Source organism: Streptomyces sp. NPDC060194 (assembly GCF_042728285.1).
In the GTDB taxonomy this organism is placed as follows: domain Bacteria; phylum Actinomycetota; class Actinomycetes; order Streptomycetales; family Streptomycetaceae; genus Streptomyces.
The window spans coordinates 28,331-51,255 of sequence record NZ_JBHWZH010000032.1; the positions used below are offsets into that span (position 1 = coordinate 28,331).

23 protein-coding genes are annotated in these 22,925 nt (G+C 73.0%); 9 read left to right on the forward strand and 14 right to left on the reverse strand.

Annotated features, from left to right (window positions below):
• Positions 1-77: 77 nt before the first annotated feature.
• On the reverse strand, positions 78-770 hold the full coding sequence (locus ACFWEG_RS09960; RefSeq protein ID WP_387211584.1) for a WYL domain-containing protein: 693 nt from the start codon (positions 768-770) through the stop codon (positions 78-80).
• Between ACFWEG_RS09960 and ACFWEG_RS09965 the strand changes: the two genes are divergently transcribed.
• Positions 654-1,109, forward strand: a complete 456-nt coding sequence (locus ACFWEG_RS09965; RefSeq protein WP_387211592.1) for a hypothetical protein — start codon at positions 654-656, stop codon at positions 1,107-1,109. The genes ACFWEG_RS09960 and ACFWEG_RS09965 overlap by 117 nt on opposite strands.
• On the opposite strand, the gene ACFWEG_RS09970 is transcribed toward ACFWEG_RS09965, so the two are convergent.
• Together ACFWEG_RS09970 and ACFWEG_RS09975 are read right to left on the reverse strand one after the other, a co-directional pair.
• Complete coding sequence (locus ACFWEG_RS09970) at positions 1,027-2,109, reverse strand: alkene reductase (RefSeq protein WP_387211526.1); 1,083 nt, start codon at positions 2,107-2,109, stop codon at positions 1,027-1,029. The genes ACFWEG_RS09965 and ACFWEG_RS09970 overlap by 83 nt on opposite strands.
• A gap of 113 nt (positions 2,110-2,222) precedes the next feature.
• Complete coding sequence (locus ACFWEG_RS09975) at positions 2,223-2,939, reverse strand: DsbA family oxidoreductase (RefSeq protein WP_387211529.1); 717 nt, start codon at positions 2,937-2,939, stop codon at positions 2,223-2,225.
• 167 nt (positions 2,940-3,106) lie between these two features.
• On the opposite strand from ACFWEG_RS09975, the gene ACFWEG_RS09980 reads away from it, so the two are divergent.
• Genes ACFWEG_RS09980 through ACFWEG_RS09990 form a run of 3 tightly spaced genes read left to right on the forward strand, consistent with a single transcriptional unit; the run spans position 3,107 to position 6,263 of the window.
• Positions 3,107-3,544: a hypothetical protein gene (locus ACFWEG_RS09980; RefSeq protein ID WP_387211531.1), complete on the forward strand. Its 438-nt coding sequence runs from the start codon at positions 3,107-3,109 to the stop codon at positions 3,542-3,544.
• Complete coding sequence (locus ACFWEG_RS09985) at positions 3,544-5,706, forward strand: DUF6571 family protein (protein ID WP_387211534.1); 2,163 nt, start codon at positions 3,544-3,546, stop codon at positions 5,704-5,706. The genes ACFWEG_RS09980 and ACFWEG_RS09985 overlap by 1 nt, the downstream gene beginning before the upstream one ends.
• Complete coding sequence (locus ACFWEG_RS09990) at positions 5,706-6,263, forward strand: hypothetical protein (protein WP_387211537.1); 558 nt, start codon at positions 5,706-5,708, stop codon at positions 6,261-6,263. The genes ACFWEG_RS09985 and ACFWEG_RS09990 overlap by 1 nt, the downstream gene beginning before the upstream one ends.
• Here ACFWEG_RS09990 and ACFWEG_RS09995 read toward each other — a convergent pair.
• The gene (locus tag ACFWEG_RS09995) at positions 6,246-6,851 is read right to left on the reverse strand and encodes a DUF1349 domain-containing protein (protein WP_387211587.1); all 606 of its coding nucleotides are present in this window, start codon (positions 6,849-6,851) and stop codon (positions 6,246-6,248) included. The two genes, ACFWEG_RS09990 and ACFWEG_RS09995, sit on opposite strands and share 18 nt — an antisense overlap.
• 141 nt (positions 6,852-6,992) lie before the next feature.
• On the opposite strand from ACFWEG_RS09995, the gene ACFWEG_RS10000 reads away from it, so the two are divergent.
• Positions 6,993-8,453 (forward strand): peptidoglycan D,D-transpeptidase FtsI family protein, encoded by a 1,461-nt coding sequence (locus tag ACFWEG_RS10000; RefSeq protein WP_387211540.1) that lies wholly within the window; start codon positions 6,993-6,995, stop codon positions 8,451-8,453.
• A gap of 48 nt (positions 8,454-8,501) precedes the next feature.
• Here the strand turns inward: ACFWEG_RS10000 and ACFWEG_RS10005 are convergent, their stop codons facing one another.
• Complete coding sequence (locus ACFWEG_RS10005; protein ID WP_387211543.1) at positions 8,502-9,995, reverse strand: NCS2 family permease; 1,494 nt, start codon at positions 9,993-9,995, stop codon at positions 8,502-8,504.
• 278 nt (positions 9,996-10,273) lie between these two features.
• Here ACFWEG_RS10005 and ACFWEG_RS10010 point away from each other — a divergent pair, with 278 nt between their 5' ends.
• Positions 10,274-11,479, forward strand: a complete 1,206-nt coding sequence (locus tag ACFWEG_RS10010) for a TerD family protein (protein WP_387211590.1) — start codon at positions 10,274-10,276, stop codon at positions 11,477-11,479.
• Positions 11,480-11,649: 170 nt separating this feature from the next.
• Here the strand turns inward: ACFWEG_RS10010 and ACFWEG_RS10015 are convergent, their stop codons facing one another.
• Together ACFWEG_RS10015 and ACFWEG_RS10020 are read right to left on the reverse strand one after the other, a co-directional pair.
• A complete protein-coding gene (locus ACFWEG_RS10015; RefSeq protein WP_387211546.1) occupies positions 11,650-13,122 on the reverse strand; it encodes a hypothetical protein in 1,473 nt (490 codons plus the stop codon).
• A gap of 147 nt (positions 13,123-13,269) precedes the next feature.
• Positions 13,270-13,980, reverse strand: a complete 711-nt coding sequence (locus ACFWEG_RS10020; RefSeq protein ID WP_387211548.1) for a B3/4 domain-containing protein — start codon at positions 13,978-13,980, stop codon at positions 13,270-13,272.
• A gap of 125 nt (positions 13,981-14,105) precedes the next feature.
• Here ACFWEG_RS10020 and ACFWEG_RS10025 point away from each other — a divergent pair, with 125 nt between their 5' ends.
• Positions 14,106-15,176 carry a YihY/virulence factor BrkB family protein gene (locus ACFWEG_RS10025; RefSeq protein ID WP_387211551.1) on the forward strand — a complete coding sequence of 357 codons (1,071 nt, stop codon included), beginning with the start codon at positions 14,106-14,108 and terminating at the stop codon, positions 15,174-15,176.
• A 351-nt stretch (positions 15,177-15,527) separates the two neighbouring features.
• Here the strand turns inward: ACFWEG_RS10025 and ACFWEG_RS10030 are convergent, their stop codons facing one another.
• From ACFWEG_RS10030 to rbsK, 7 genes are all read right to left on the reverse strand, one after another.
• A complete protein-coding gene (locus tag ACFWEG_RS10030; protein ID WP_387211554.1) occupies positions 15,528-16,058 on the reverse strand; it encodes a DUF3618 domain-containing protein in 531 nt (176 codons plus the stop codon).
• The gene (locus ACFWEG_RS10035) at positions 16,055-16,441 is read right to left on the reverse strand and encodes a phage holin family protein (protein WP_387211557.1); all 387 of its coding nucleotides are present in this window, start codon (positions 16,439-16,441) and stop codon (positions 16,055-16,057) included. Before ACFWEG_RS10035 ends, ACFWEG_RS10030 begins: the two co-directional genes overlap by 4 nt.
• A gap of 153 nt (positions 16,442-16,594) precedes the next feature.
• Positions 16,595-17,584, reverse strand: coding sequence for a 2,3,4,5-tetrahydropyridine-2,6-dicarboxylate N-succinyltransferase (gene dapD / locus ACFWEG_RS10040; protein ID WP_387211560.1), 990 nt, complete (start codon positions 17,582-17,584; stop codon positions 16,595-16,597).
• A 76-nt stretch (positions 17,585-17,660) separates the two neighbouring features.
• The gene (locus ACFWEG_RS10045; protein WP_387211563.1) at positions 17,661-18,638 is read right to left on the reverse strand and encodes a CU044_5270 family protein; all 978 of its coding nucleotides are present in this window, start codon (positions 18,636-18,638) and stop codon (positions 17,661-17,663) included.
• 2 nt (positions 18,639-18,640) lie between these two features.
• Positions 18,641-19,225, reverse strand: a complete 585-nt coding sequence (locus ACFWEG_RS10050; protein ID WP_387211566.1) for an RNA polymerase sigma factor — start codon at positions 19,223-19,225, stop codon at positions 18,641-18,643.
• Positions 19,226-19,313: 88 nt separating this feature from the next.
• Entirely contained in the window at positions 19,314-19,634 is a 321-nt protein-coding gene (locus tag ACFWEG_RS10055) for a DMT family transporter (RefSeq protein WP_387211569.1), read from the reverse strand.
• Positions 19,635-19,665: 31 nt separating this feature from the next.
• On the reverse strand, positions 19,666-20,565 hold the full coding sequence (gene rbsK / locus ACFWEG_RS10060) for a ribokinase (protein WP_387211572.1): 900 nt from the start codon (positions 20,563-20,565) through the stop codon (positions 19,666-19,668).
• Positions 20,566-20,748: 183 nt separating this feature from the next.
• Here rbsK and ACFWEG_RS10065 point away from each other — a divergent pair, with 183 nt between their 5' ends.
• Together ACFWEG_RS10065 and ACFWEG_RS10070 are read left to right on the forward strand one after the other, a co-directional pair.
• Complete coding sequence (locus ACFWEG_RS10065; protein ID WP_387211575.1) at positions 20,749-21,720, forward strand: nucleoside hydrolase; 972 nt, start codon at positions 20,749-20,751, stop codon at positions 21,718-21,720.
• A 43-nt stretch (positions 21,721-21,763) separates the two neighbouring features.
• A complete protein-coding gene (locus ACFWEG_RS10070) occupies positions 21,764-22,888 on the forward strand; it encodes a hypothetical protein (protein ID WP_387211578.1) in 1,125 nt (374 codons plus the stop codon).
• The last annotated feature ends 37 nt before the right edge of the window (positions 22,889-22,925 follow it).

Sequence of the window (22,925 nt, forward strand, 5' to 3'; positions counted from 1 at the left end):
ACTTCACGCCGGTGAAGTAGCGCGTGCGGGATCGCCGTCGGCGTTCGCGACAAGCTCGGCCCCGGCCGCGCCTTCCCTCACCGGGGGGCGGCCGGGGCCGTTCCCGTGTCCGGAGTGGCGCGGGCGTACCGCTCGGCGAGGCGGGCCAGGTGGGCGACCAGTTCGGGCGGCCCGGAGACCTCGAAGTCCCGTTCGAGCAGGGCGAGATGGATCGCCAGCGTCTCCACGGTCTCCGCCCCGGTGGACAGCACGCAGCGGTCGTCGCCGAGCGTTTCGACCGTCCCGACCGCCGGGTTGATCCGCTCGGCGACCTCCTCCGCCGGCGCGTGCACCGTCACCCGCGCCCGGTACCGCCAGGCCGCGCTCGACACCCGGGACGAGACGTACGCCGCCGGGTCGCCGCCGGTCGGGTCGCGCGGCGGGAACCGCGGGCCGGTCGGCGTCCGCGGCTCGATCCGGTCCACCCGGATTCCGCGCCGATGCCGCCCAGCCGTTCGACGATCGCCGCCTCTCCTGGCAGCTGGCCAAGCGGACCGTTTCGATCTGGACCGTCGACGTCCGGATGAGGCACCTCGCGTGAGCGCTGGACGCAGCCGGGCCTCGTCGAAGCCACCGACGACCCGAGCCGCAGACCCGGGGCCCGAGCCCCGGCAGTGGCGGAGTGGACGGACCCGGCGGCCGAGCTGCCCGAGGACGCCGTCGGGCCCGACCGGTTGCTGACGAACGTCAGCGTGTACTGGTTCACCGGCACCGCCGGCTCCTCCGCCCAGCTCTCCTACGAGATGGGCCACGACCCGTCCGCCTGGGCGCCGAAGCCGCGCGGCACCGTTCCCACGGGCGTCGCCGTCGCCCTGGCCACGGACGTGGCCATCCGCCGGTTCGCCGAGCGGGACCACGACGTGACGCACTGGAGCGAGCTGGAGCGGGGCGGGAACTTCCTGTCCATGGAGCAGCCGGCGGCCTTCGTCCGGGAGGTGACGGGCCTCTTCGACGGGCTCGCCGGCTGCTCCACGGGGCGTGCGGGTGTCAGGCGGTGGTGGTCAGGGCCGGGTAGTCGGTGTAGCCCTGGTCGCCGCCGCCGAAGAACGTCGCCGCGTCGGGGGTGTTGAAGGGGCCGCCGGCGCGGAGCCGGGCGGGCAGGTCGGGGTTGGCGAGGAAGAGCGCGCCGAACGAGACGAGGTCGGCGGTCCCGTCCTCGATCAGGGCGAGCTCCTCCGGGCCGGTCGTGCCGTCGCCGGTCCAGGCGTTGAGGACGAAGACGCCGGAGAACTGCTTGCGCAGCGACTGGGTGAGGTCGCGCAGCCCCGGCAGGTTCTCCAGGACGTGCAGGTACGCCAGGCCGAGCGGCTCCAGCGCGGCGACCAGCGCGGGGTAGGTTTCCTCGTACCCGGAGTCGTCCATGTCGTTGTACGCGTTGCCCGGCGAGAGGCGGATCGCCGTCCGCTCGGCGCCGATCGCGGCCGCGACCGCCGTCGTGACCTCGACGGCGAAGCGGATGCGGTTCTCGACCGAGCCGCCCCACTCGTCGGTGCGGCGGTTGGTGCCCGGCGCGATGAACTGGTGGATGAGGTAGCCGTTCGCGCCGTGCAGCTCGACCCCGTCGAAGCCGGCCGCGACCGCGTTGCGGGCGGCGGAGACGAAGTCGTCGATCGTCGCGCGGATCTCGTCACCGGTCAGCTCGTGCGGGACGGGGTACGGGTGCGGGCCGTCGTGCAGGTAGGCCAGGCCGTCCGCGGCGACGGGCGAGGGCGCGACGGGGGTCAGGTCGCCCGGCAGCAGCGAGGGGTGGCCGATCCGGCCGGAGTGCATCAGCTGGGCGAAGATCACGCCGCCCTCGGCGTGCACGGCGTCGGTGACCTCGCGCCACGCCGCGACCTGCGCCTCGGTGTGCAGACCGGGGGTGTCCGGGTAGCCCTGGCCCACGACCGACGGCTGGACGCCCTCGGTGATCAGCAGTCCGGCGCCGGCCCGCTGGGCGTAGTAGGTGGCGGTCGACGCGGTGGGCGTGTTGCCCTCCCTGTGGGCGCGGCTGCGAGTCATCGGGGCCAGCGCGATGCGGTTGGCCAGGCGGGTGCCGGCGAGATCGATCGGATCGAATGCGGTGGTCATGGCAAAGCCTCCGGACGTATGCGTCTGATGGGACTGCTCGGTACGATCACGCGGCCCGGCGGGGAGCCGCCGGGCCGTTCGGGGCAGGGGTGCGCGTGGGTGCCCCCTCGGCCTTACCGCTGCGGCACCGCACATCCGTCGGGGCCGCAGACCTCGCCGTCCTCGCCGCCGGCCACCGTCGCCAGCCGGGGCTTGGCGTCCCAGGCCTGGGTCAGCGCCCGGGTGAACACCTCGGCGGGCTGGGCGCCCGAGACGCCGACCGCCCGGTCGAGGACGAAGAACGGCACGCCGTTCGCGCCGAGTTCGGCGGCCTCCCGCTCGTCCGCACGGACGTCGTCCGCGTAGGCCGCCGGGTCGGCGAGCACCTTGCGGACGTCGTCCGCGTCGAGCCCGGCCTCGACGGCCAGCTCGACGAGGCGCTCGTCGTCGTCGAAGACGGACCGCTCCTCGGCGAAGTTGGCCCGGTAGAGGATGCCGAACAGGGTGTCCATCCGGCCGTGCGCCTTGGCCAGGTGCAGGACGCGGTGCATGTCGAACGTGCTGCCGTGGTCGCGGCCCTCGGTGAGGTAGGTCAGGCCCTCGGCCGCGGCGTTCTGCGCGAGGTTCTGCTCGGCCGCGCGCGCCTTGTCCTCGGTCAGCCCGTACTTCCGCATCAGCATCGGCAGGACGAGGCCGCTGTCGCCCTTCGCCCGGCCGGGGTCGAGCTCGAAGGAGCGGTGCACCACCTCGACCTGGTCGCGATGCGGGAAGGCGGCCAGCGCCTTCTCGAAACGGGCCTTGCCGACGTAGCACCAGGGACAGGCCACATCCGACCAGATCTCGACGCGCATGCTTCATTCACTCCAGCTGGGGACGGTCGCGAGCGTTGCGGAGGCACCCTCCGCGCAGCCGTCAACACCGGGTGGACGCGGTGCATTCCCCGCGTGTCGTGACGGTCCCGGCGGCGTTGAACGTGCGGGCCGCGGTGGACGGCCGGCGGCGACGGCGGGAGGGCCCGATGGGCTGGGACGAGTGGGATCGGCTGAAGGCGGACGCGGCGGGGCGCGCGGGCGGCGGCGGGGCGGCGGGCGACCGCGGGGCCGCGGGCGGCGGTCCCGGGGATCTGCGGGTCGGGCACCGCGACCTGGCGCGGGTCGGGGACGCGGCGCTGAAGCTGTTCGAGGGCCTGTCGCGGGACGGCGGCCACGCCCGGCCCGGCAGCGAGGCGGCGGCGAAGGCGCTGAGCGCCGACAACTACGCCCTCGGCGCGGCCCTCGCCCACGTCGCCGAGCGGTGGGAGGGCCAGACGAAGTCGCTGCGCGACGCCTGTGCGCACATCTCCCGGCATCTCGACTTCAGCGGGCGGGTGTACCGCGACACCGAGTCCGTCGTCGCCGGTCGGCTGAGTTCCATCGCCACCCTGGACCAGGGCTTCGACGAGGGGACGGCCCGCTGATGCAGTTCGACGAGCTGCGCGCCGGGGACTTCGCCCGGCTTGGCGACGCGGTCGACGACTGGACCCGGCTGGTCACCAAGCTCGACTCGCTGCGGGCCGCCGCGCGCGACGACCTGCGCGCGAAGGCGCTCGCGGCCGACTGGGCGGGGGTGAACGCGACCGTGACCCGGCAGTTCATCACCAGGACGGCGGGCGAGTTCGACGACGCGCACACGCAGGCGTCCTCCATCCGCGACATCCTCCGCGACACCCGGGGCGAGCTGGTCTCCTGCCGGGACCGGCTCCTCGCCGCGATCGAGCGGGGGCGGGCCGACGGTCTCGACGTCCGCGGCAGTGGCGGCTGCGGCTTCTCCGTGCGGCCCGTCGAGGGCCGCGACGACGTGCCCGAGGCGTCCGTCGAGTCCCTGCGCGCCCGCATCCTCGCCCTCGTCGCCGAGGCGACCGACCGCGACACCTCCGCCGCCCGCGCCCTGCGCACCCTCGTCGACCAGACCCCCCACGGCTTCTCCTCCGCCCGCTACACCACCCGCGACGCGGCCGTCACCGCCCTCGAAGCCGCAGACACGGCGGCACGCCTGGCCCGCGATCCGGCGCACCTGAGCGCGGCCGAGCGCGCGCAGCTCACCGCGGCCCTCAAGGAGTACGCGCGCGACCCCCTCTTCGCCGAACAGTTCGCCACCGGCCTCGGCCCGGCCGGCACCCTCGCCTTCTGGTCCGATATCGACAATCCCTCCGCCGACCTGCAGAAACACCTCAGCCTGACACTGGCAACGGCCACGCAGTCGGACAGCGAGGCGATGCGGCGCTGGGAGCGCGACATGGTCGCCCGCGGCGACGACATCATCCTGCGTGGTGGCGGTCACCAACTCGGATTCCAGGTCATGAGCAACCTGATGCGATGGGGCGATTTCGACGACCGGTTTCTCACCGAGTACGGAACAGAGCTCATGAAGATGGAGAAGGAGGAGGGCAGCAAGCGCTGGCTCATGGACCCCACGGGCGACGGGCTGAACCGCACCGGGTCAGACACGGGCCGCGACCCCATGGCCGGATTCATGAAGGCGCTCTCCCACAGCCCAGGGGCGGCAACAGACTTCTTCAGCAGCACGTACGAGACGAAGGATGGCGTCGGCACCAGCAACTTCGAGTACCTCTTCGAGAACAGAACCTGGCCGACGGATCACAAAGCGGACGGGTCCGACAGCGTGACCGGCTACAACGCGCTGGGCCACGCGCTGGAAGCGGCCATGACCGGGCATCCGGCCGGGGCCGCTCCCGACACCGACCTGCCGCCTCACAGCCGCGAGCAGGCCGCGCTGTACCGCAGCCTCGTCGAGTCCATCGCCGACGAGCCGAAGCGCCTGACCGATCACGGCTTCCTTTCCGACAGCGTCGGCCGCATCACTGCGGAATACCTGCCGGACATCAATCGCAGCCTCTCCAACGACGCAAGCGGTCATACGAACTCCCTCTTCCCGGTGTGGGGAGCAGCGGCTGAGCCGAGCCATCAGGACGTCACCCGATTCCTCATGACGCTGGGACAGAACCCGGAGGGGTACGCAGCGGTAGAGATCGGCCAAAAGGCCTACATGGCGAACCTGATGGACTATCACCTCGACCCACGGATCTCTGATGCCAGTCGGTATACAGACGACTTGAAGCTGACCGTGTCGGAGATCGCGGAGCGGTCCGGCGAGGTCTCCGGAATGCTCACCATCGGTCGACAGGAGTCGATTTACGGGCCGGCCGACGAAGAGGACAAGGATTACAACGACGCCATGAACAGCATCAAAACCGGCATCTCCGGAGGTGTCGGAATCGGGGTCGGCGTGGGTGCAACGTTTATTTCGAGCCCCGTCGGCGGTGCCGTGGCGGCAGGGGCTACCGAGACCGTCACCTCTTTGATGCTGGATCAGGTGTTCAAGGATTTCGAGTCGAACGCAAAGGACGAGGCAGGAAAAAAGGGTGGAGATCATTGGGACGCCGCCCTACGCCAAACCGTAGCTCACGGCGACACGGCCGCTCAGATTGCAGCGCTCCGACACCGCAAGGAGCAGTTGGACGACCTCAGAGTCAGCGCGCGCGAAGGTTCCAGGGACGGGTTCCTGGGGTCCAGTCCTCAAGCGCACGGAATGGCTCCGGACATGAGGACCGAGATCTGATGCTGTTCACGACGCTTAGGATCGCCGTCTCGGCGACGGCTGTGTTGGCGCTGTCGGGTCTCGTCGGCTGCTCTCCCGGTGAGGAAATCCGCAGCTACAAAGCCCCAGATGACCTTTGCAACATCGAAGTGGAACCAACTCTGTTGGAGCCGTTCCTGCCGCCGGGGCGGAGCTTGGATGTCGAATCGGGTACCAGATGGGCCGAGACCGGAAACTGCACTCTCTCTGCCGACGGACACCGATTCCTTACCGTGGGATGGGAGTGGGGAGTACAGGCGGACTCCCTGTATGACGTCGCCGCTCGACAAGACGGTCTCGGACCGTATGAGCCTGAGCACAAGCAGAGGTACTTGCACGCCGGCAACGGCGCGATCGGCCAGGTCAACTGCCACGTGACGACAAGCCCCGAGAGTCCTGCCCTGACAACCGTGATCCGTCTGGACGATCTGGTGAAGCCAGACGCCCCCGCCATGCTGCGGTTGATCACCGCCTATACGGAGGCGGTCAGGGAATCGGGATTGTGTGAGAAGTGGCGGCCGTCAGCTGCCGTCCCGTAGGTCCGTGGGGGCGGTGGGGTGGAGTTGGATGTGGGAGAAGGAGACGGTGCAGCCGGGGCCGGTGGGGGACTGGGTGAGGAAGCCGATGCGGGCGGTGGCGGGGTCGGTGCGCAGGCGGAAGGTGCGGACGAAGGTCCAGGAGTCACCGGAGGCGGACGCGTGGAAGGCGAACGCGGAGCCGACGCGCGAGACGCGGAGCCAGACGACCCCGCCGGGGACGACGAACGCGTTCGCGTCGTCGGAGTGGTCACGCGTGACGACCGTGCAGACCGTGGGCAGCGCGGGCGACCGCTCGTAGCAGAGCTTCGCCCAGTCACGGGACCCGCCGTCCACGTACAGCACCCCCGCGTCGAAGTCCGCCCCGAACCCGACCGCGACCCGCGCGACCAGCTGGAAGTCCCCCGCCGGCGGCGTCCCGAGCAGCCGGGGCGCGTCGGACGCGCAGGACACCGCGTCCCCGCCCGGCGGCACGAACCGGTCCTGCCCCGCCCCGGCCCGCCCGCTCAGCACCCCGTCCTCGTACGCCCACTCCCCCGGCGGCCCCTCCGCCTGCAGCTCGAACGGCACCTCGGGAATCCGGATGATCATGCTCATGTCCGCACCGTAGCTCCGCGGCCCGGCCCCGGCAAGACGCCCTCCGGACCGCGGTCCGATGAGAGCCGGATGAGAAAACTCACGAAAAGCCGCAGATCAGGAACACACACCACGTCCCGTACGTCCCCGTGTGGGATGAACAAGACGATCAGGCGTGCCTCCGTCTTCACGCTGCTCCTGGTCCTCGCCCTCCTCGGGCGGGCGACATGGGTGCAGTTCTACGAGTCCGAGGCACTCGCGGACAACGACCACAACCGGCGGAAGGTCATCGCGCAGTACGCGCACCCGCCGGGCGACATCATCGTGGCCGGCAAGGCGGTCACCGGAGCGGAGAGGACGAAGGGCGGAGACCTCGCGTACAAGCGGGCCTACGTCGACGGCGACCTGTACTCGGCGGTGACCGGGTTCAGCTCGCAGATCTACGGGGCCACCCAGCTGGAAGGCGTCTACCAGGACGTCCTGGACGGCTCCGACCAGCGGGTCCGCTCGGTGATGGACACGGCCAACGGCGAGCCGGGCAAGCCGGGGAACGTGATCACGACGATCGACCCCGCCGTGCAGAAGGCCGCCTACGACGCCCTCGGCGACAAGAAGGGCGCGGCGGTCGCGATCGACCCGGCGAGCGGCGAGATCCTCGGCATGGTCAGCACCCCGTCGTACGACCCCGGCGTGTTCGCCGGGAACTCGACCGACGACTCCAGGGCCTGGGACGCGCTGGAGAAGGACAAGGACAAGCCGCTGGTCAACCGGGCGCTCAAGCAGGCCCTCGCCCCCGGCTCGACCTTCAAGCTGGTCGTCGCCGCGGCGGCCCTGGAGGACGGCATCTACGCGAACGTCGACGAGCCGACCGACAGCCCCGACCCGTACACCCTGCCCGGCACGTCGACCGTGCTGCGGAACGAGAGCGCGAGCGCGCCCTGCGAGAACGCGACGCTGCGCACCGCGCTGCAGTACTCCTGCAACAACGTCTTCGCGAAGCTCGCCGACGACCTCGGCCGGGACAAGCTGAGGAAGACGGCGGAGGCGTTCGGCTTCAACGACACCGAGCAGGACGTGCCGGTGCGGGCCGCGAAGAGCAACTACCCGGACAAGGCCGACCCGGCGCAGACCGGTCTGACGGGCATCGGCCAGTTCGAGGTCACCGCGACCCCGCTGCAGATGGCGATGGTGTCCGCGACGATCGCGAACGGCGGCGTCCAGGCGGGCCCGCACATGGCCTCGCAGGTCACCGACTCCGGCGGCGACGTCGTCGAGGACCTGGCCGGCCAGGCGAAGGAGAGGACCAGGCGGGTCGTCGGCAAGGACACCGCCGACCAGCTGAGGTCGGCGATGCGGACGGTCGTCGAGCAGGGCACCGGTGTCAACGCCCGCATCGCCGGGGCGACCGTCGGCGGCAAGACCGGCACCGCGCAGAACGGTGTGAACAACAGCAACAACCCGTACGCCTGGTTCACGTCCTACGCCGACGGCGGCGACGGCAAGCAGGTCGCCGTCGCGGTGCTCGTCGAGTCCTCGGACGCCCGGCGCGACGAGATCAGCGGCAACGGGCTCGCCGCGCCGATCGCGAAGGCGATGATGCAGGCCGCGCTGCGGTGAGTGGCGCGGAGGGGCCGCTCACCGCGGCGGCCCCTCCGCGGACCCCGGTCAGCGCACGCCGAAGAGCTGCTCGATCGGGTTGATGGCGAAGTAGACGACGAAGAGCCCGGCCGTCAGCCACAGCAGCCAGTGCACCTCGCGGGCCTTGCCGAGCACCGCCTTGATCAGCACGAAGGCGATGAATCCCGCCCCGATGCCGTTCGTGATCGAGTACGTGAACGGCATGACCGCGATGGTCAGGAACGCGGGCACCGCGAGTTCGAACCGCTCCCAGTCGATGTGGCGGACCTGGGTCATCAGCAGGAAGCCGACCACGACGAGCGCGGGCGCGGCGGCCTGCGCGGGGACGACCGTGGCGAGCGGGGTGAGGAACAGCGCGAGCGCGAAGAGCCCGCCGGTCACCACGGAGGCGAAGCCCGTCCGCGCGCCCTCGCCGACGCCGGCCGCGGACTCGATGTAGGAGGTCGCGGAGGAGGCGGAGGCCGCGCCGCCGGCGGCCGCGGCGGCCCCGTCGATCAGCAGCACCCGGCTGAGGTGCGGCACCTTGCCGTCCTCGTCGAGCAGCCCGGCCTCGTTCGAGACGCCGACGACCGTGCCCATGGTGTCGAAGAAGTCGCTGAGGATCAGGGTGAAGACCAGCAGGACGATCGTGACGATCCCGATCTCGCCGAACGCGCCGAACAGGGAGAACGCGCCGATCAGCCCGAAGTCGGGCGCGGCGACGACGTCGTCGGGCACGACGGGGACGGTGAGCCCCCAGGCGAGCGGGTCGATGTCGGCGAGCTGCTCGATGACGATCGCGACGACCGTCATGGCGACGATGGAGAGCAGGATCGCGCCCTTCACCTTGCGCGCCATCAGGGCGACGGTGAGCAGGACGCCCAGGCAGAAGACGAGGATCGGCCAGCCGGAGAGCTGACCGCCGATGCCCAGCTGGACGGGGACGGAGCCGGTCTCGCCGGGGATGCGGGTGGCGAAGCCGGCGTCGATGAGGCCGATGAACGCGATGAACAGGCCGATGCCGACGCTGATGGCCTGCTTCAGGGCGGCCGGGATGGCGTGCATGATCGCCTCGCGCAGCCCGGTCACCACGAGCAGGCAGATCAGCAGCCCCTCGATGACGACCAGGCCCATCGCGTCCGGCCAGCTCATCAGCGGGGCGATCTGGAAGGCGACGACGGCGTTCAGTCCGAGCCCGGCGGCCAGCGCGAGCGGCAGGTTGCCGCCGACGCCCATGATCAGCGTCATCACGGCGGCGACCAGCGCGGTGGCGGTGACGAGTTCGGCGCCGTCGAGCTTGTTGCCGAACTTGTCCTCGGCGGTGCCCAGGATGATCGGGTTGAGGACGAGGATGTAGGCCATCGTGAAGAACGTGGCGAAGCCGCCGCGGACCTCCCGGGCGAGGGTCGAGCCGCGCTCGGATATGCGGAAGAAGCGGTCCAGCGGGCTCGCCGGGCGGGGGGCGGGCTCCCCGCCGGACGCGGCGGCGTCGCCGGGGCCGGGACTCGGCGGGACCGGCGGCTCGGTGACCTTCTCGGACATGACGGTGCTCCTCGTGATGTGCTGGTCCGTACGGCCTCGCGCGCGTGCGGGTGCGGGCGCCGGGGTGGGGGGCCGTGGTGGCCGCATTGTTTCCGGGGCGCCGTCCGCCCGTGTAAGCGGCGTGTTACGCCCAGGGGAACGAATGTCCGGCCGTCGGACGGAAGTCCCCACCGGTCCCGCATTCCGCGCGGTTCCCGCACAGGTGTACGCCGAACGGGTCGTGTCACAGGTTCAAGGAACCGTAAAGCGGAGCCGTTCGTTGCCGTGGCATGACCGCAATGACCTCCGGCTCGAACCTTCCGCTCCCCACCGCCCGCGTGGCGGTGGACGTCGCCGCGCCCGTGCGGCTCGACGTGTCGGGCCTGCTGCTCACCGCCGACGGCAAGGTGCGCTCCGACGACGACTTCATCTTCTACAACCAGCCCGCCGGCCCCGGCGTGACCCACCGCTCGGGGGGCGGCGCCGCGCCCGACGCGATCGTGGTGGACACCTCCGCCCTGCCGCCCGGCATCGAGAAGATCGTGGTGACCGCGAGCCCGGACGCGGCGGGCCAGACCTTCCAGGGCATCGAGCCCACGGCCACGGTGCGCAACGCGGACGACGGCAGCGCGATCGCCACCTTCACCCCGCCGCAGCTCGGCACGGAGACCGCGCTGGTCGTCGTCGAGCTCTACCTGCGGGGCGGCGCGTGGAAGGTCCGCGCCGTCGGCCAGGGGTACGCGAACGGTCTCGCGGGCATCGCCACCGACTTCGGGGTGACGGTCGAGGAACCCGCCCCCGCGGCGGCCCCCGCGGCCCCTGCCGCCCCGGTCGCGCCGCCGGTCACCCAGGCCCCGCCCGCGCCCGCCGCCCAGACCCCGCCCACTCCCCCGGCGCCCGCCCCCGCCGCCCCGCCGGCCGGCGCGGGGAAGATCAATCTCGACAAGGGCCGGGTCAGCCTCCAGAAGAACCAGACGGTGTCCCTCGTCAAGGGCGGCCGCCCGCTGCTCTCGGGCGTCAAGATGGGCCTCGGCTGGGAGCCCGCCTTCCGCGGCAAGGACATCGACCTCGACGCGTCCGTCATCGCCTACGGCCCGCAGCGCAACCACATCGAGAGCTGTTATTTCGGCAGGCTGCAGATCCTGAACGGGGCGGTCCAGCACTCCGGCGACAACCTCACCGGCGAGGGCGCGGGCGACGACGAGGTCATCACCGTCCACCTCGGCGCGCTCCCCGACACCGTCACCGGCCTCGTCTTCGTCGTGAACTCCTTCACCGGCCAGAAGTTCACCGAGGTCGCCAAGGCCTACTGCCGCCTCATGGACGGCACCACCGGCGAGGAACTCGTCCGCTTCGACCTCACCGGCGCGGAGCCGCAGACCGGGGTCATCATGGCGAAGTTCATCCGCCAGTTCTCCGGCGAGTGGGAGATGACGGCGATCGGCGACTTCGTGAAGTCCCGAACCGTACGGGGCATGGTGAAGCCGGGAGCGGCGGCGCTGTAGGCGACGGCGGGGCGAGATCGGCTCCGCCGTGGGAGGTCGACGCTGACGCCCCGCCGGCGAAGAATCTCAGCCCGGCCGGCGCTTGAGGCCGCGCGGGCGCAGCCCGTGCACGCGCCGCAGGCGCAAAGGGGTGCGCGGGCGCAGCCCTCGCACCCCCACGCCCCCGTGCCCTAACCCTCGCGGAGGGACCTCGCCTTGAACGCCGCCTTGCGCGCCTCCTTGGCCACCCTCTTGTCCGGATGCAGGCGCCCCATCGCATCGAGCACATCCGCCGTCGCGGGATGCTCGACCTTCCACGCCGCGTCGAAGAACCCGCTGTGCTGCGCGGCCAACCCCTCCACCAGCCCCTGCAGCTCGTCCGAGTTCCCCTCCGCAGCCAGCTGCGCCGCCACCGTGTCGACGGTCAGCCAGAACACCATCGACTCCGGCGGGGCGGGCACCTCCCCGAGCCCCCGCTCGGTGAGCCAGACCCGCGCCAGCCCCCCGAGGTGCGGATCGTCGAGCACGGCCCGCACCGCGGGCTCCGCGGACACCGCCACGAGCGCCAGCGCCTGCTGCGCGTCCAGCCGCCGCAGCGGCCCGCCCTCGTCGTCCCCGCGCGCCGCCGCCAGCAGTTCGGCCGCCGCCGCGACGGGCTCCCGCCGCACCACCCACTGCTCGATCTCGGCCCGCGCCGCCGCGGGCGGGAACCCGGCCACCCCGTCGAGCAGCACCTCCGCCCCCTTGTCGGCCAGCTCGCCGACGACCGGCGCATCGACGCCGGACTCGATCAGCCGGGCCCGGATGCCATAGAGGCCGAGCGGCGTGAGCCGGACCATCCCGTAGCGGGAGACGTCCTCCTCCGCGTCCGGGAGCGCCGCCGGCTCCTCGTCCGCCTCGGCCATCAGCTCCTCGTCGATCGGCCGGAACTCCACGAGTCCGGACGGCTCCAGGATCCGGAACTGGTCGTCGAGCCGCATCATCGCGTCGGAGACCTGCTCCAGAACGTCGTCCGTGGGCTCCCCCATGTCGTCCGGGACGATCATCGACGCGGCGAGGGCCGGCAGCGGGACGGGCAGGTCGCCCGCGCCGCCCTCGGAGACGGTCAGCAGGTAGAGGTTGCCGAGGACGCCCTCCAGGAAGTCGGTCTCGTTCTCGGGGTCCCAGTCGAGCGCGGCGAAGTCGATCTCGCCGTTGTCGTCGACGGCGAGGTCGAGGTCCTCGAGGTCGGGGACGACGGCGTCGGCGAGCACGGTCTCCAGTGCGCCGAGCCAGAGCGCGAGCACGTCACCCGGGCTGCCGGAGGTCAGCGCGGCCAGCTCCTCGCCCGCGACGACGGCGGACTCGGCCTCGCCGCCGTCCTCCGCGCCGTCGCCGTCCGCGCCCTCCTCGACGATCTCGACGAGCCCGGTGTCGACGGCGACCCGCCACGCCTCACTCGCGTAGGCCTCGCCGCCCTCGTCGCCGGCCAGATCCAACTCGGCTGCCGCTGCGCCGAGTTGGGCCTCGATCAGCTCGCCGCCGGCGTCGACCCGGGTCGCGGGCCCGGCCCAGCGGGCCAGCCGCACGGCGCGGACGAGCAGCGGGGCGGCCAGGGCCTCCCTGGCCAGCTCGGCCTCGGAGGGCAGCCGGACCGGCGGCAGGGTGGGGCGGTCTGCGGACATCAGGGGTGTTCTCCTCGCGGGTCAACGGCGGTGCGCGCCCCAGCGTAGACGGGTTTCACCCCTTCCCGTCCGGTTCATGTGCTCATCGGCCGGGACCCGTTCGACGGCCGCGGCCGGCCCCCGCGCACCCGGGCGGACGTGGCCGGCTCAGCCCGCGATCAGCCGGCTCGCCGCGGCCGCCGCCGGGCTCCCGGCGAGCAGCGCCTCCGTCAGTTCGTCGCCCGCCGCGCGCAGGGCCGCGTCGTCCATCGGGCCGAGGGCGTCGAGGACGAAGAACGCGCGGGTGGTCTCGTGCGTGAGCCGGGTACGGACGCACTGCCGCCAGTTCCAGCGGCGGCAGGTGACACCGGCGTCGTCCCGCCAGACGACCTCGCCGGGGACGGGGTGCTCGACGCCGCCGCCGGTCTCGAACGGCTCGTCACCGTCGGCGCGAACCAGCCGGGGCGGGCCGCTGTAGTGGTCGAGGTCCTCGCCGCCGAGGGGCACGGCGTGGGCGACGGAGACCGCGTTGTACACGTCGGTGAGCCGGTCCACGCGCGGCAGCCCGTCGGGGGCGCGGCGGATCAGTGCCTCGGCGCTGGGCCGGGTCTTCTGCGGCTTGGCGCCGAACGCCTTGAACGCCTCGCGCCAGGCGGCGAGATGGGGGTGCTCCTCGGGCTTCGCGTGAGCGAGCCACGCGCCGGCCCGCTCCTCGGCGGCGGCGAGCAGCTTCTCGCTCGCCTCGTCGCTCGGACCGGGGACGAGGCCGTCGACGCGGATGACGAGCGCACGGTAGTCGGGGCGCAGCGCGCGGACCGCGGGGTCGACGATCACCGTGTCGAGCCAGTCGGCGAGTTCGGCTGCGGTCGCAGGGCTCACGACGGACCTCCAGAAGTTCATCAGGTTGCACTCGATGTCCTGTGGAGTGTACCGGTCGTGATGAGCGCGCGGAGTCGTCGCGCGTGACCAGGAGTGAGCGGTGGAATCCGGGAGACCCGACGGGCATGACGGCCACAGCGAACGACTCCCCCACCTCGCTGCCGAAACGTTCGTGGTGGGCGGTACTCAAGCGGACAGCGAAGGAATTCGCAGGTGACGACCTCCCGGACCGGGCGGCCGCGTTGACCTACTACGGCGTCCTCTCCCTCTTCCCGGCCCTGCTGCTCCTGGTCTCCGTCCTGGGCTTCGTCGGGGAGTCGGCGACCAGGACGCTGCTCGACGGCGTCAAGAAGCTGGCTCCCGGGCCCACCCGGGAGATCCTCGGCAACGCCGTGACCGATCTGCAGGGCGCGGGCGGGACGGGCGGCGTGCTCGCCATCTTCGCGTTCGCGGGCGCGCTCTGGTCGGCCTCGGGGTACGTGGCCGCGTTCATGCGGGCCGCGAACTCGGTCTACGACCTGCCCGAGGGGCGGCCGATCTGGAAGCTGACGCCGCTGCGGATCGGTCTGACCGTGCTCCTCATGACGCTCGCGGCGCTGAGCGCGACGATCGTCGTCTTCACCGGGCCGCTGGCCGAGGAGGTCGGCGACTGGATCGGGCTCGGCGAACAGGCCGTGCAGGTCTGGGACATCGCCAAGTGGCCGGTGCTCATCCTGCTCGTCGTGCTGATGATCGCCCTGCTGTACTGGGCCGCGCCGAACGTCCGCGGGCGCGGGCTGCGGTGGATCAGCCCCGGCAGCTTCCTCGCCGTCGTCCTGTGGCTGGCCGCGTCGGCCGGGTTCGCGCTGTACGTCGCCAACTTCGCCTCGTACAACCGGACCTACGGCGCGCTCGCCGGGCCGATCGTCTTCCTCGCCTGGCTGTGGCTGACCAACCTGGCGATCCTCCTCGGCCTGGAGTTCGACGCCGAGCTGGCCCGGGCCCGCGCCATCAACGACGGCCACGACGAGGACGACGAGCCGTACGTCGAGCCCCGCGACACCCGCGCCTGGCCCCGCCAGCTCCGCCGCGAGGCGGCGGAACGCAAGGAGGCGGAGGAGGCCGAGGCGCGCGAGGCCGAGGCGGCGGACGACGGCGACCTCGCGGCGTCCGACCGCCCCGGCCTCCGCAAGGCGGAACCGGGCAAGAACGCCTGACCACCGGCGGCCCCACCCCGACACACCGACGCCCCGCAGACCCGGATCTGCGGGGCGTCTCCACGCGAGCACCAGGCCACCGGGAACGGTCCCGCGACGCCGCACGTAAGTGGAGCGCCCTGCCACAGGCCACAGGCGCGGCGCGGGCTGCCGGACACACCCGCGCCCCGCAAGTCGTTGCCCTGCGGGGCGCGCGAACGAGCGGCAGGCGTACCGGGAACTCCCGCAACGCCGCGCGAGGGTGAGCGCCCGGCACAGGCACCGCGAGCCCCGGGCGCGCAGGTCCCCGGACGCGCCGGCGCCCCGCGGACCGGGGTCTGCGGGGCGTCGGGCGTGAGGGTGGCGAGGGGGTCAGCTGCGCCAGTTGCGGAGGGGGTTGCGGGAGCGGGCCGCCGCGCGCCTGCGCCGCTGGCGCAGGACCGCCGCCAGGACGATCGCCGCACCGCCGACCGCGAGCAGGACCGTGCGGTTGTCACGGGCCCGGCCCGCGAGCGCCTTGGCCTGCTCCTGGACCTGGTCCGGGGTGCGCTCCTGGACGGCCTGCGCGGCCTGCCCGGCCCGCTGCTGCACCACCTGCGAGGCCGCTCCGGCCTTCTCCTGCACCACGTGGGAGGCCACCCCGGCCTTCTCCTGGGCGACGTGCGTCGCCTGGCCGACCTTGGCCTGCACCCGGTCGCGGACCTCCGCGACCTTGAGCTTGGCGTTGATCTTCGCCTCGGCCGCCTTCTCCTGGGCGCGCGCCTTCACATCGGCCCGGCCCGCCAGCTCCTCGACGGTGTCGCCGAGTCGCTTGCGCTTCTGTTCGAGCTCCGCGCGGAGCTCCTCCGGGGTGCTGTCCGGCGAGTTCCCGGCCGTGCCGCCCCCGGCGCTGTGATCGGTCATCGGTGCGCCCTCTCCTTGATCTCGTCGACGTCGGCCTTGACCCCGGCGATGGCCGCTTCCGGCTTCGCGGGGGTGGCCTGCTGGATCTGCTTGCGTCCGGTGACCGCGAGCACCCCCGCGACGGCGAACAGCAGCACCGTCACGATGAGCGCGGCCAGCCACACGTCCATGACCAGCGCGAGCGCGGCGATGACGGTGGCCGCCAGCGCCATCAGGCCGACGTAGGCGATCGCACCGGCCGAGGCGAAGAGACCTCCGCCCACGCCGGCCTTCTTGCCCTTCTCCGTCAACTCCGCTGTCGCCAGGCGCAGTTCCTGCCGCACCAGATCGGACATCTGCTCGGTGGCCTGCTTGACCAGCTCTCCGACCGACTGTTCGGCCATGACGCGTCGCCTCCCTACACGCTTGGTCTCGGACGAGCGGCGGGTACCCGGAGCGGAGTCGCTTACCCCTCCTCGGGACGGCGCGTGGGAGCACGCGAGCGGCCCGCGTCGGACATCGACGCGGGCCGCTCGTCAAGAACCGTGCGCACAGGGTCAGTTGTGCGCGTGCAGAACCTCGTTCAGGCCGCCCCAGACCGCGTTGTTCGGCCGCGCCTCGACCGCGCCGGTGACCGAGTTGCGGCGGAAGAGGATGTGGGACGCGCCGGAGAGCTCGCGCGCCTTGACGACCTGGCCGTCGGGCAGCGTGACCCGGGTGCCGGCCGTGACGTAGAGCCCGGCCTCGACGACGCACTCGTCGCCGAGCGCGATCCCCACGCCCGCCTCCGCGCCGACCAGGCAGCGCTCGCCGATGACGATCCGGACGTTGCCGCCGCCGGAGAGCGTGCCCATCGTGGACGCGCCGCCGCCGATGTCGGAGCCGTCGCCCACGACGACGCCCGCCGAGATCCGGCCCTCGACCATCGACGTGCCGAGCGTGCCCGCGTTGAAGTTGACGAAGCCCTCGTGCATGACGGTCGTCCCGGCCGCGAGGTGCGCGCCGAGCCGCACCCGGTCGGCGTCGGCGATCCGCACGCCGGACGGGGTGACGTAGTCGGTCATCCGCGGGAACTTGTCGACGGAGGTGACCTGCAGGTGCAGGCCCTCGGCGCGCGCGTTGAGCCGCACGGTCTCCAGCTGGTCGACGGCGACCGGGCCGAGCGAGGTCCAGGCGACGTTGGCGAGCAGCCCGAAGAGCCCGTCGAGGTTCTGCCCGTGCGGGCTGACCAGCCGGTGCGAGAGCAGGTGCAGGCGCAGGTAGGCGTCGTGCGCGTCGAGCGGCTTGTCCTCCAGCGAGGCGATGACCGTGCGCACGGCGACGACCTCCACCCCGCGGCGGGCGTCGGGCCCGACCGCCTTCGGCGCGGCCGCGCCGAGCAGCTCGGCGGCCTGCTCCGCGCTCAGCCGCTCGGTCCCGGCCGGGCCGGGCGCGTCGGTCAGCTCGGGCGCGGGGAACCAGGTGTCGAGCACGGTGCCGTCGGCGGCGAGGGTGGCGAGTCCGGCGGCGACGGCGCCGGTGGTGCGGGAGCTGTGCGATTCGGTCATGCGAGAAAACTAACCGGGCGCGCGCGGTGGAGGCGAACCGGTCCCACGGTGCGGCCCGCCCCGCGCGGCGCCCGGCTCAGCCCCGCGCTCCCTTCGCGTCGACGACGGCGGTGGCGAGGACGACGTGCTCGAGGGTCACGTCGCCGGCCCGGTGGCCCTGTTCGTTTCGCTTGGCGCCCGAGGGGAGGGTGAACCACACCGAATGGTCGCGCGTGACCACCGTCCGGTCGCCCAGGAAGGCGAAGCCGTCCGGGGCGAACAGGTACTCCGCCCGCGTGTTCGGGATCTGTCCGGGCCAGGTCACGGCGACGGCCCGGCGTCCCGCCGCGTCCGTCACCAGGCGGTCGGCCACGTCGACGCCTGGCACAGTGGCCAAGGCCCGGAACAGCTTCGCCTGTCCTTGGGGAACCGTCGGCCAGGTCCCGACGAGGATGCCCATCGCGCGCAGCGTGTGCTGCGTCCGCGTCTCGCGGGAGTCGCTCGGGTAGAACTCCCTCACCCGGTTCAGGACCTCCGCCGGGTCGTCGGGCAGCGCACCCAGGAAGCGCACGCGTTCGCGCACCGAGCGGTAGTCGGTGTCCGACGGGTCCTGCTCGGCGGCGAGGTCCACGTACGGCGCCCACTCCTCCACCGGTCGGAGCGGCTCCTTCGAGGGCTGGGAGAGTCCCCCCTCGGCGTCGGGCACCCACACCACTCCCCCGTTGCTCGTGCGGCTGTACAGCCACTGGTCGTCCCGCGGCTCCGTGAACGGGTCGTCCTCCACCGTCCGTGCCGCACGCTCCAGGAGCGCCGCCGTGTCGCCCAGCGGCAGCGGCTCGACGGCCACCTCGCCGGCGCGGCTCCGTCCGTCGGGTCCGCCGACGAGCTGGGTCGTCAGGAGCGCCGTCGCGACCGCCGCCGCCGCGCCGGCGACGGCGAGCCTGCGGCTGAGGTGGAACCGCCGCCCGGACGCCCCCGCCGCCTCCAGGAGGCGCGCGCGGCCGGGGGCGAGGGTGGCCCGGTCGGGGACGGGCGCGTCGGCGCGCAGCTCGCGCACCCGGGTCGTCTCGTCCATGGTCACGACACCTCCGAGGTCTCGAAGCGGAACGCGGGATCGTCGCCGAGCGCCCTGCGGACGGTGCGCCGGGCGCGGTTCAGGCGGGAGCGGACGGTGCCGAGCGGGATGCCGAGCGCCTCGGCGACCTCCTGGTAGGAGAGGTCGGCCCAGGCGACGAGCAGCAGTACGTGCCGGTCCCGCGCCGACAGCGCGGCGAGCGCCCCGGCGAGCGGCGCCTGCGCGGAGACCCGCGCGTCGGACCGGTCGGTCCACGACTCGGCCACGGGGTCGTGCCCGGTCCGGGCGAACGCGCGCAGCGCGCGCTCCTCGCCGCGGCGGTGCCGGCCGATCAGGTTCGCGGCGATGCCGTAGAGCCAGGGCCGCGCGTTGCGCCGGCCCAGGTCGTAGCGCCCGCGGGTGCGGAACGCGATGAGGAAGGTGTCGGCGGTGAGGTCGTCCGCCGCGCCCTCCCCGAGGCGGCGGGCGGCGTACCGGTGGATGTCGGGCGCGTACCGGTCGTAGAGCCGGGCGAAGAGTTCGGGCTGCTCCAGGGACTGGCGGACGGTCTCGGCGTCGTCGTCCTCGGCGGCCGGGGGTCCGGTCACGGGGCCTCCTGGCGGGGTGCGGGCGGGTCGGGTCGCCTGCTGTTGCCCGCAGCCCGCCGAAAGGTTCACACACCGACGGGAGAGCGCGTCAGTGCGCCCCGCCCAGGTTGAGCAGCACCACCCCGCCGATGACGAGCGCGATCCCCGCGAGCTTCACCGCGCTCGCGGACTCGCCCAGGAAGACCATGCCGATGGCCGCGACCGCCGCCGTGCCGACACCCGCCCAGATCGCGTAGGCGGTGCCGACGGACATCGACTTGAGGGTCTGCGCGAGCAGCGAGAACGCGAGCAGGTAGCCGACGACGGTGACCACCGAGGGCCACAGCCGGGTGAACCCCTCGCTGTACTTCATGGCGGTGGTGCCGGCCACCTCGGCGGCGATGGCGGCGGCGAGCAGGACGTAGGGCATGGGCCAGAGCGTACGCAGCCCGCACCCCGCCTCAGCCCGTGCGGGCGAGGAACGCGTCGATCTCGTCGCGGCGGGCGAGCGAGGGCTGGGCGCCGGGCCGGGTGGTGGACAACGCGGCCGAGGCGGACGCCCAGCGCACGGCCGCCTCCAGCGCGAGGCCCTCGGCGAGCGCGACGGCGAGCGACCCGCAGAAGGAGTCGCCGGCCGCGGTGGTGTCGACCGGCTCGACCCGGTGCGCGGGCAGGTGCAGGGCCGCCCCGCCCTCGACGAGCAGCACACCGTCCCCGCCGAGGGTGACGACGACGGCCTCCGCGCCGCGCAGCCCGCGCGCGGCCTCGGCGGCCTCGTCCAGGGTGTCGAAGCCGCGATGGCCGGTGAGGGCGGCCAGCTCGGTGCGGTTGGGGACGAGCAGGTCGACGCGGGGCGGCAGGACCGCGCCGGGCACGGCGGGGGCCGGGTTCATCAGGACCAGGCCGCCGGACAGGCGCGCGGCGGCGTGGTTCGCCTCGTCGGGCACCTCCTGCTGCAGGACGGTGACGGCGGCGGAGGCGAGCACCTCGCGGGCGGCCTCGATGTCGGCGGGCGTGAGCCGCCCGTTCGCGCCGGGGCTGACCACGATGGTGTTCTCGCCGGGCCCGTCGACGGCGATGAGCGCCCGCCCGGTCGGCACGCCGGGGGTGCGCAGCAGGTGCGAGACGTCGACGCCCTCGCCCCGGACCGCGTCCGTCATCAGCGCGGCGGCGTCGTCCTCGCCGACCCGGCCGACCATCGCGACCCGGCCCCCGGCCCGGGCGGCGGCGACGGCCTGGTTGGCGCCCTTCCCGCCGGGGTGCTGGGCGATGTCCCCGCCAAGGACGGTCTCGCCGGGCACGGGGTGGTGCGGCACCGGCACGACGAGGTCGAGGTTGAGACTGCCGACTACTGCGATCAACGGAGCACGTCTTTCGGGAGAGGGGTCCTCGGGAGAGGAGGGCTTCGGGACGGCCGGGCCTCGGGCGCGGGGCCGCTGCCGGCGTCGGCCCGCACGTCCCGGTGCGGCACAATCGTGGGGAACACGTTCTCACAGGTCGGGCGCCCCACCTCCGCCACCGGCCCACCACCCCCGGAGACCCCCGTGGCCCCTTCCCCCCTCGTGCTCGACAGCGATCCCGGGCTCGACGACGCCGTCGCGCTCCAGTACCTGCTCGGCACGGGCCTGTGGGACCTGAAGGCGTTCACCGCGGTCGGCGGCAACGTCCCCCTGGACCTGACCTACCGCAACGCCCGCGCGCTCGCCCGCGCGATGCGCATCGAGCACGACGTCCCCGTGTACCGGGGCGCCGGCCGTTCGATCAGCCGGATCAGCCTCGACTCCGGCGGCTTCCACGGCGGCAACGGCCTCGGCGACGTCGAGCTGCCGGACGGGACCGTGCCCGAGCGGACGGAGAGCGCCGTCGCGGCGATCATCCGGCTGTCGAAGGAGTACGAGGGCGAGCTGACGCTGGTGGCGACGGGCCCGCTGACGAACGTGGCGATCGCGCTCGTCGAGGACCCGCACCTCGCCCGCCGGCTGAGGAAGCTCGTCTTCATGGGCGGCGCGGTCCGGGGCGGGAACATCACCCCGGTCGCCGAGTTCAACGTCTGGGCGGATCCCGAGGCGACCGACATCGTGGTCAGCAGCGGCGTCCCGTTCACGATGGTCGGCCTGGACGCGACCCACGGCTGGCGGTTCACCGCCGAGCACCTGGCCCGCCTGGACGCGGCCGGGCCCGGCCAGGAATTGACCGCCCGCTTCCTGCGCGCCTACCTCGCCTCGTACGCCGCGGTCGGCGAGCCGGACTGCCCGCTGCACGATCCGCTGGCGGTCGGCGTCGCCGCGGACGAGTCGTTCGTGACCGCCGCGGAGGGCACCGTCGTCGTGGAGTGCTTCAGCGAACTCACCCGCGGCCAGACCGTGTTCATGCCGCAGGGCTCCGCACGCGCCTTCGCCTACGGAGACACCCTCAAGGCCCGCGCCCTGCACACCGGCCGCGTCGCGCTCGGCACCGGGCCGCGCGACTTCAGCACCCACTTCACCGAAACCCTCTTGAAGTACCCCACCGCCTGACCCCCGCCCGGCCACGCCGCCGACCTGGGCTAATGTGCCGCGCATGGCAGAGCACACAGGGTGGGGACCCCAGGGCCCGCAAGGCCCGCACGGCGCGTACGGCCCGTACGGGCCCTACGGCGGCTGGGCGCCGCCACCGCCGAAGCCGGGCGTGGTGCCGCTGGCGCCGTTCGGGGTCGGCGAGGTCCTCGGCGGCTCCTTCTCCGCCCTCGGGCGCGGTTTCGGAGCGCTCCTGGGCGTCTCCTCGATCGCCGGCCTGGTGGTCGTCGTGTTCGCCGCGGGGACCGGTCTGCTGGCCGGGTGGACGGTATGGGACCAGGCGCGGGCCGTCTTCGACCCGCCCTACGGCACCGACCCGTCGACCGCGGACGTCACCGCGACGGCCGTCGCGTTCGGGCTGTGGTTCCTCGCCGTCTCACTGGTCGGCCTGGCCGCCCTGGCCCTGGTCCACGCGGCCTGCCTGGTGGTGCTCCAGGACACGGTGCTCGGCCTGAAGCCCCGCTTCGGCGAGGTGTGGCGGCGGTCCACGGCGCGCTTCTGGGCCGTGCTGCGCCTGCAGCTGCTCCTCGGCCTGGTCCTGCTCGTGCCGTACCTGCTGATCATGGGCATCGGCGCGGCGGCACTGATCACGACCGGCGACGACCGGGGGCCCTCCGCCGTCGCCGTGATCGGCCTGGTGCTGGCGCTCCTGGCGCTGGGCGTGGCGATGTGCTGGCTGTTCGTCCGCTTCAGCATGGCGGCGTCGGTCGTGGTCCTGGAGGGCGGCCCCGCGGTGCCGGCGCTGCGCAGGTCCGCCCGTCTGGTGCGGGGCGTGTGGTGGCGGACCTTCGGGATCCAGCTCCTGGTGTACGTGATCGCCTCGGTGATGGGGTACATGGTCAGCCTGCCGTTCACCTACGGCGGTGTGCTCGGCGCCCTGGCGATGGCGCCCGAGGACACGTCGGACCCGTCGTCGATGATCCCGCTGATCGCCGTCGCCGGCGTGCTCTACCTGATCGGCACGGTGCTGAGCACGCTGGTCAACATCGTGTTCCCCGTCCTCGCGACCGGCCTGCTCTACGTCGACCGCCGGATCCGCACCGAGGACCTGGCGCCGGGCCTCATGGCGGCGGCCGGCGTCCAGCCGCCCCCCGGCTACCGTCCCCCGGCGCCCCCGCAGCACCTCTGACCGGGCCGTACGGCGGCACGCGGAAGGCCCCCCGGCG

What these genes read in the sequence shown, in the direction of transcription:
- ACFWEG_RS10070 (WP_387211578.1), top strand. Translation starts at nt 21,764, where the DNA reads ATGGCAGAGCACACAGGGTGGGGACCCCAGGGCCCGCAAGGCCCGCAC.
- ACFWEG_RS10035 (WP_387211557.1), bottom strand. Translation starts at nt 16,441, where the DNA reads ATGGCCGAACAGTCGGTCGGAGAGCTGGTCAAGCAGGCCACCGAGCAG.
- ACFWEG_RS10055 (WP_387211569.1), bottom strand. Translation starts at nt 19,634, where the DNA reads ATGCCCTACGTCCTGCTCGCCGCCGCCATCGCCGCCGAGGTGGCCGGC.
- ACFWEG_RS09985 (WP_387211534.1), top strand. Translation starts at nt 3,544, where the DNA reads ATGCAGTTCGACGAGCTGCGCGCCGGGGACTTCGCCCGGCTTGGCGAC.
- ACFWEG_RS09995 (WP_387211587.1), bottom strand. Translation starts at nt 6,851, where the DNA reads ATGATCATCCGGATTCCCGAGGTGCCGTTCGAGCTGCAGGCGGAGGGG.
- ACFWEG_RS09975 (WP_387211529.1), bottom strand. Translation starts at nt 2,939, where the DNA reads ATGCGCGTCGAGATCTGGTCGGATGTGGCCTGTCCCTGGTGCTACGTC.
- ACFWEG_RS10005 (WP_387211543.1), bottom strand. Translation starts at nt 9,995, where the DNA reads ATGTCCGAGAAGGTCACCGAGCCGCCGGTCCCGCCGAGTCCCGGCCCC.
- ACFWEG_RS10000 (WP_387211540.1), top strand. Translation starts at nt 6,993, where the DNA reads ATGAACAAGACGATCAGGCGTGCCTCCGTCTTCACGCTGCTCCTGGTC.
- ACFWEG_RS10015 (WP_387211546.1), bottom strand. Translation starts at nt 13,122, where the DNA reads ATGTCCGCAGACCGCCCCACCCTGCCGCCGGTCCGGCTGCCCTCCGAG.
- dapD (WP_387211560.1), bottom strand. Translation starts at nt 17,584, where the DNA reads ATGACCGAATCGCACAGCTCCCGCACCACCGGCGCCGTCGCCGCCGGA.
- ACFWEG_RS09990 (WP_387211537.1), top strand. Translation starts at nt 5,706, where the DNA reads ATGCTGTTCACGACGCTTAGGATCGCCGTCTCGGCGACGGCTGTGTTG.
- ACFWEG_RS10030 (WP_387211554.1), bottom strand. Translation starts at nt 16,058, where the DNA reads ATGACCGATCACAGCGCCGGGGGCGGCACGGCCGGGAACTCGCCGGAC.
- ACFWEG_RS09980 (WP_387211531.1), top strand. Translation starts at nt 3,107, where the DNA reads ATGGGCTGGGACGAGTGGGATCGGCTGAAGGCGGACGCGGCGGGGCGC.
- ACFWEG_RS09970 (WP_387211526.1), bottom strand. Translation starts at nt 2,109, where the DNA reads ATGACCACCGCATTCGATCCGATCGATCTCGCCGGCACCCGCCTGGCC.
- ACFWEG_RS10025 (WP_387211551.1), top strand. Translation starts at nt 14,106, where the DNA reads ATGACGGCCACAGCGAACGACTCCCCCACCTCGCTGCCGAAACGTTCG.
- ACFWEG_RS10045 (WP_387211563.1), bottom strand. Translation starts at nt 18,638, where the DNA reads ATGGACGAGACGACCCGGGTGCGCGAGCTGCGCGCCGACGCGCCCGTC.
- ACFWEG_RS10010 (WP_387211590.1), top strand. Translation starts at nt 10,274, where the DNA reads ATGACCTCCGGCTCGAACCTTCCGCTCCCCACCGCCCGCGTGGCGGTG.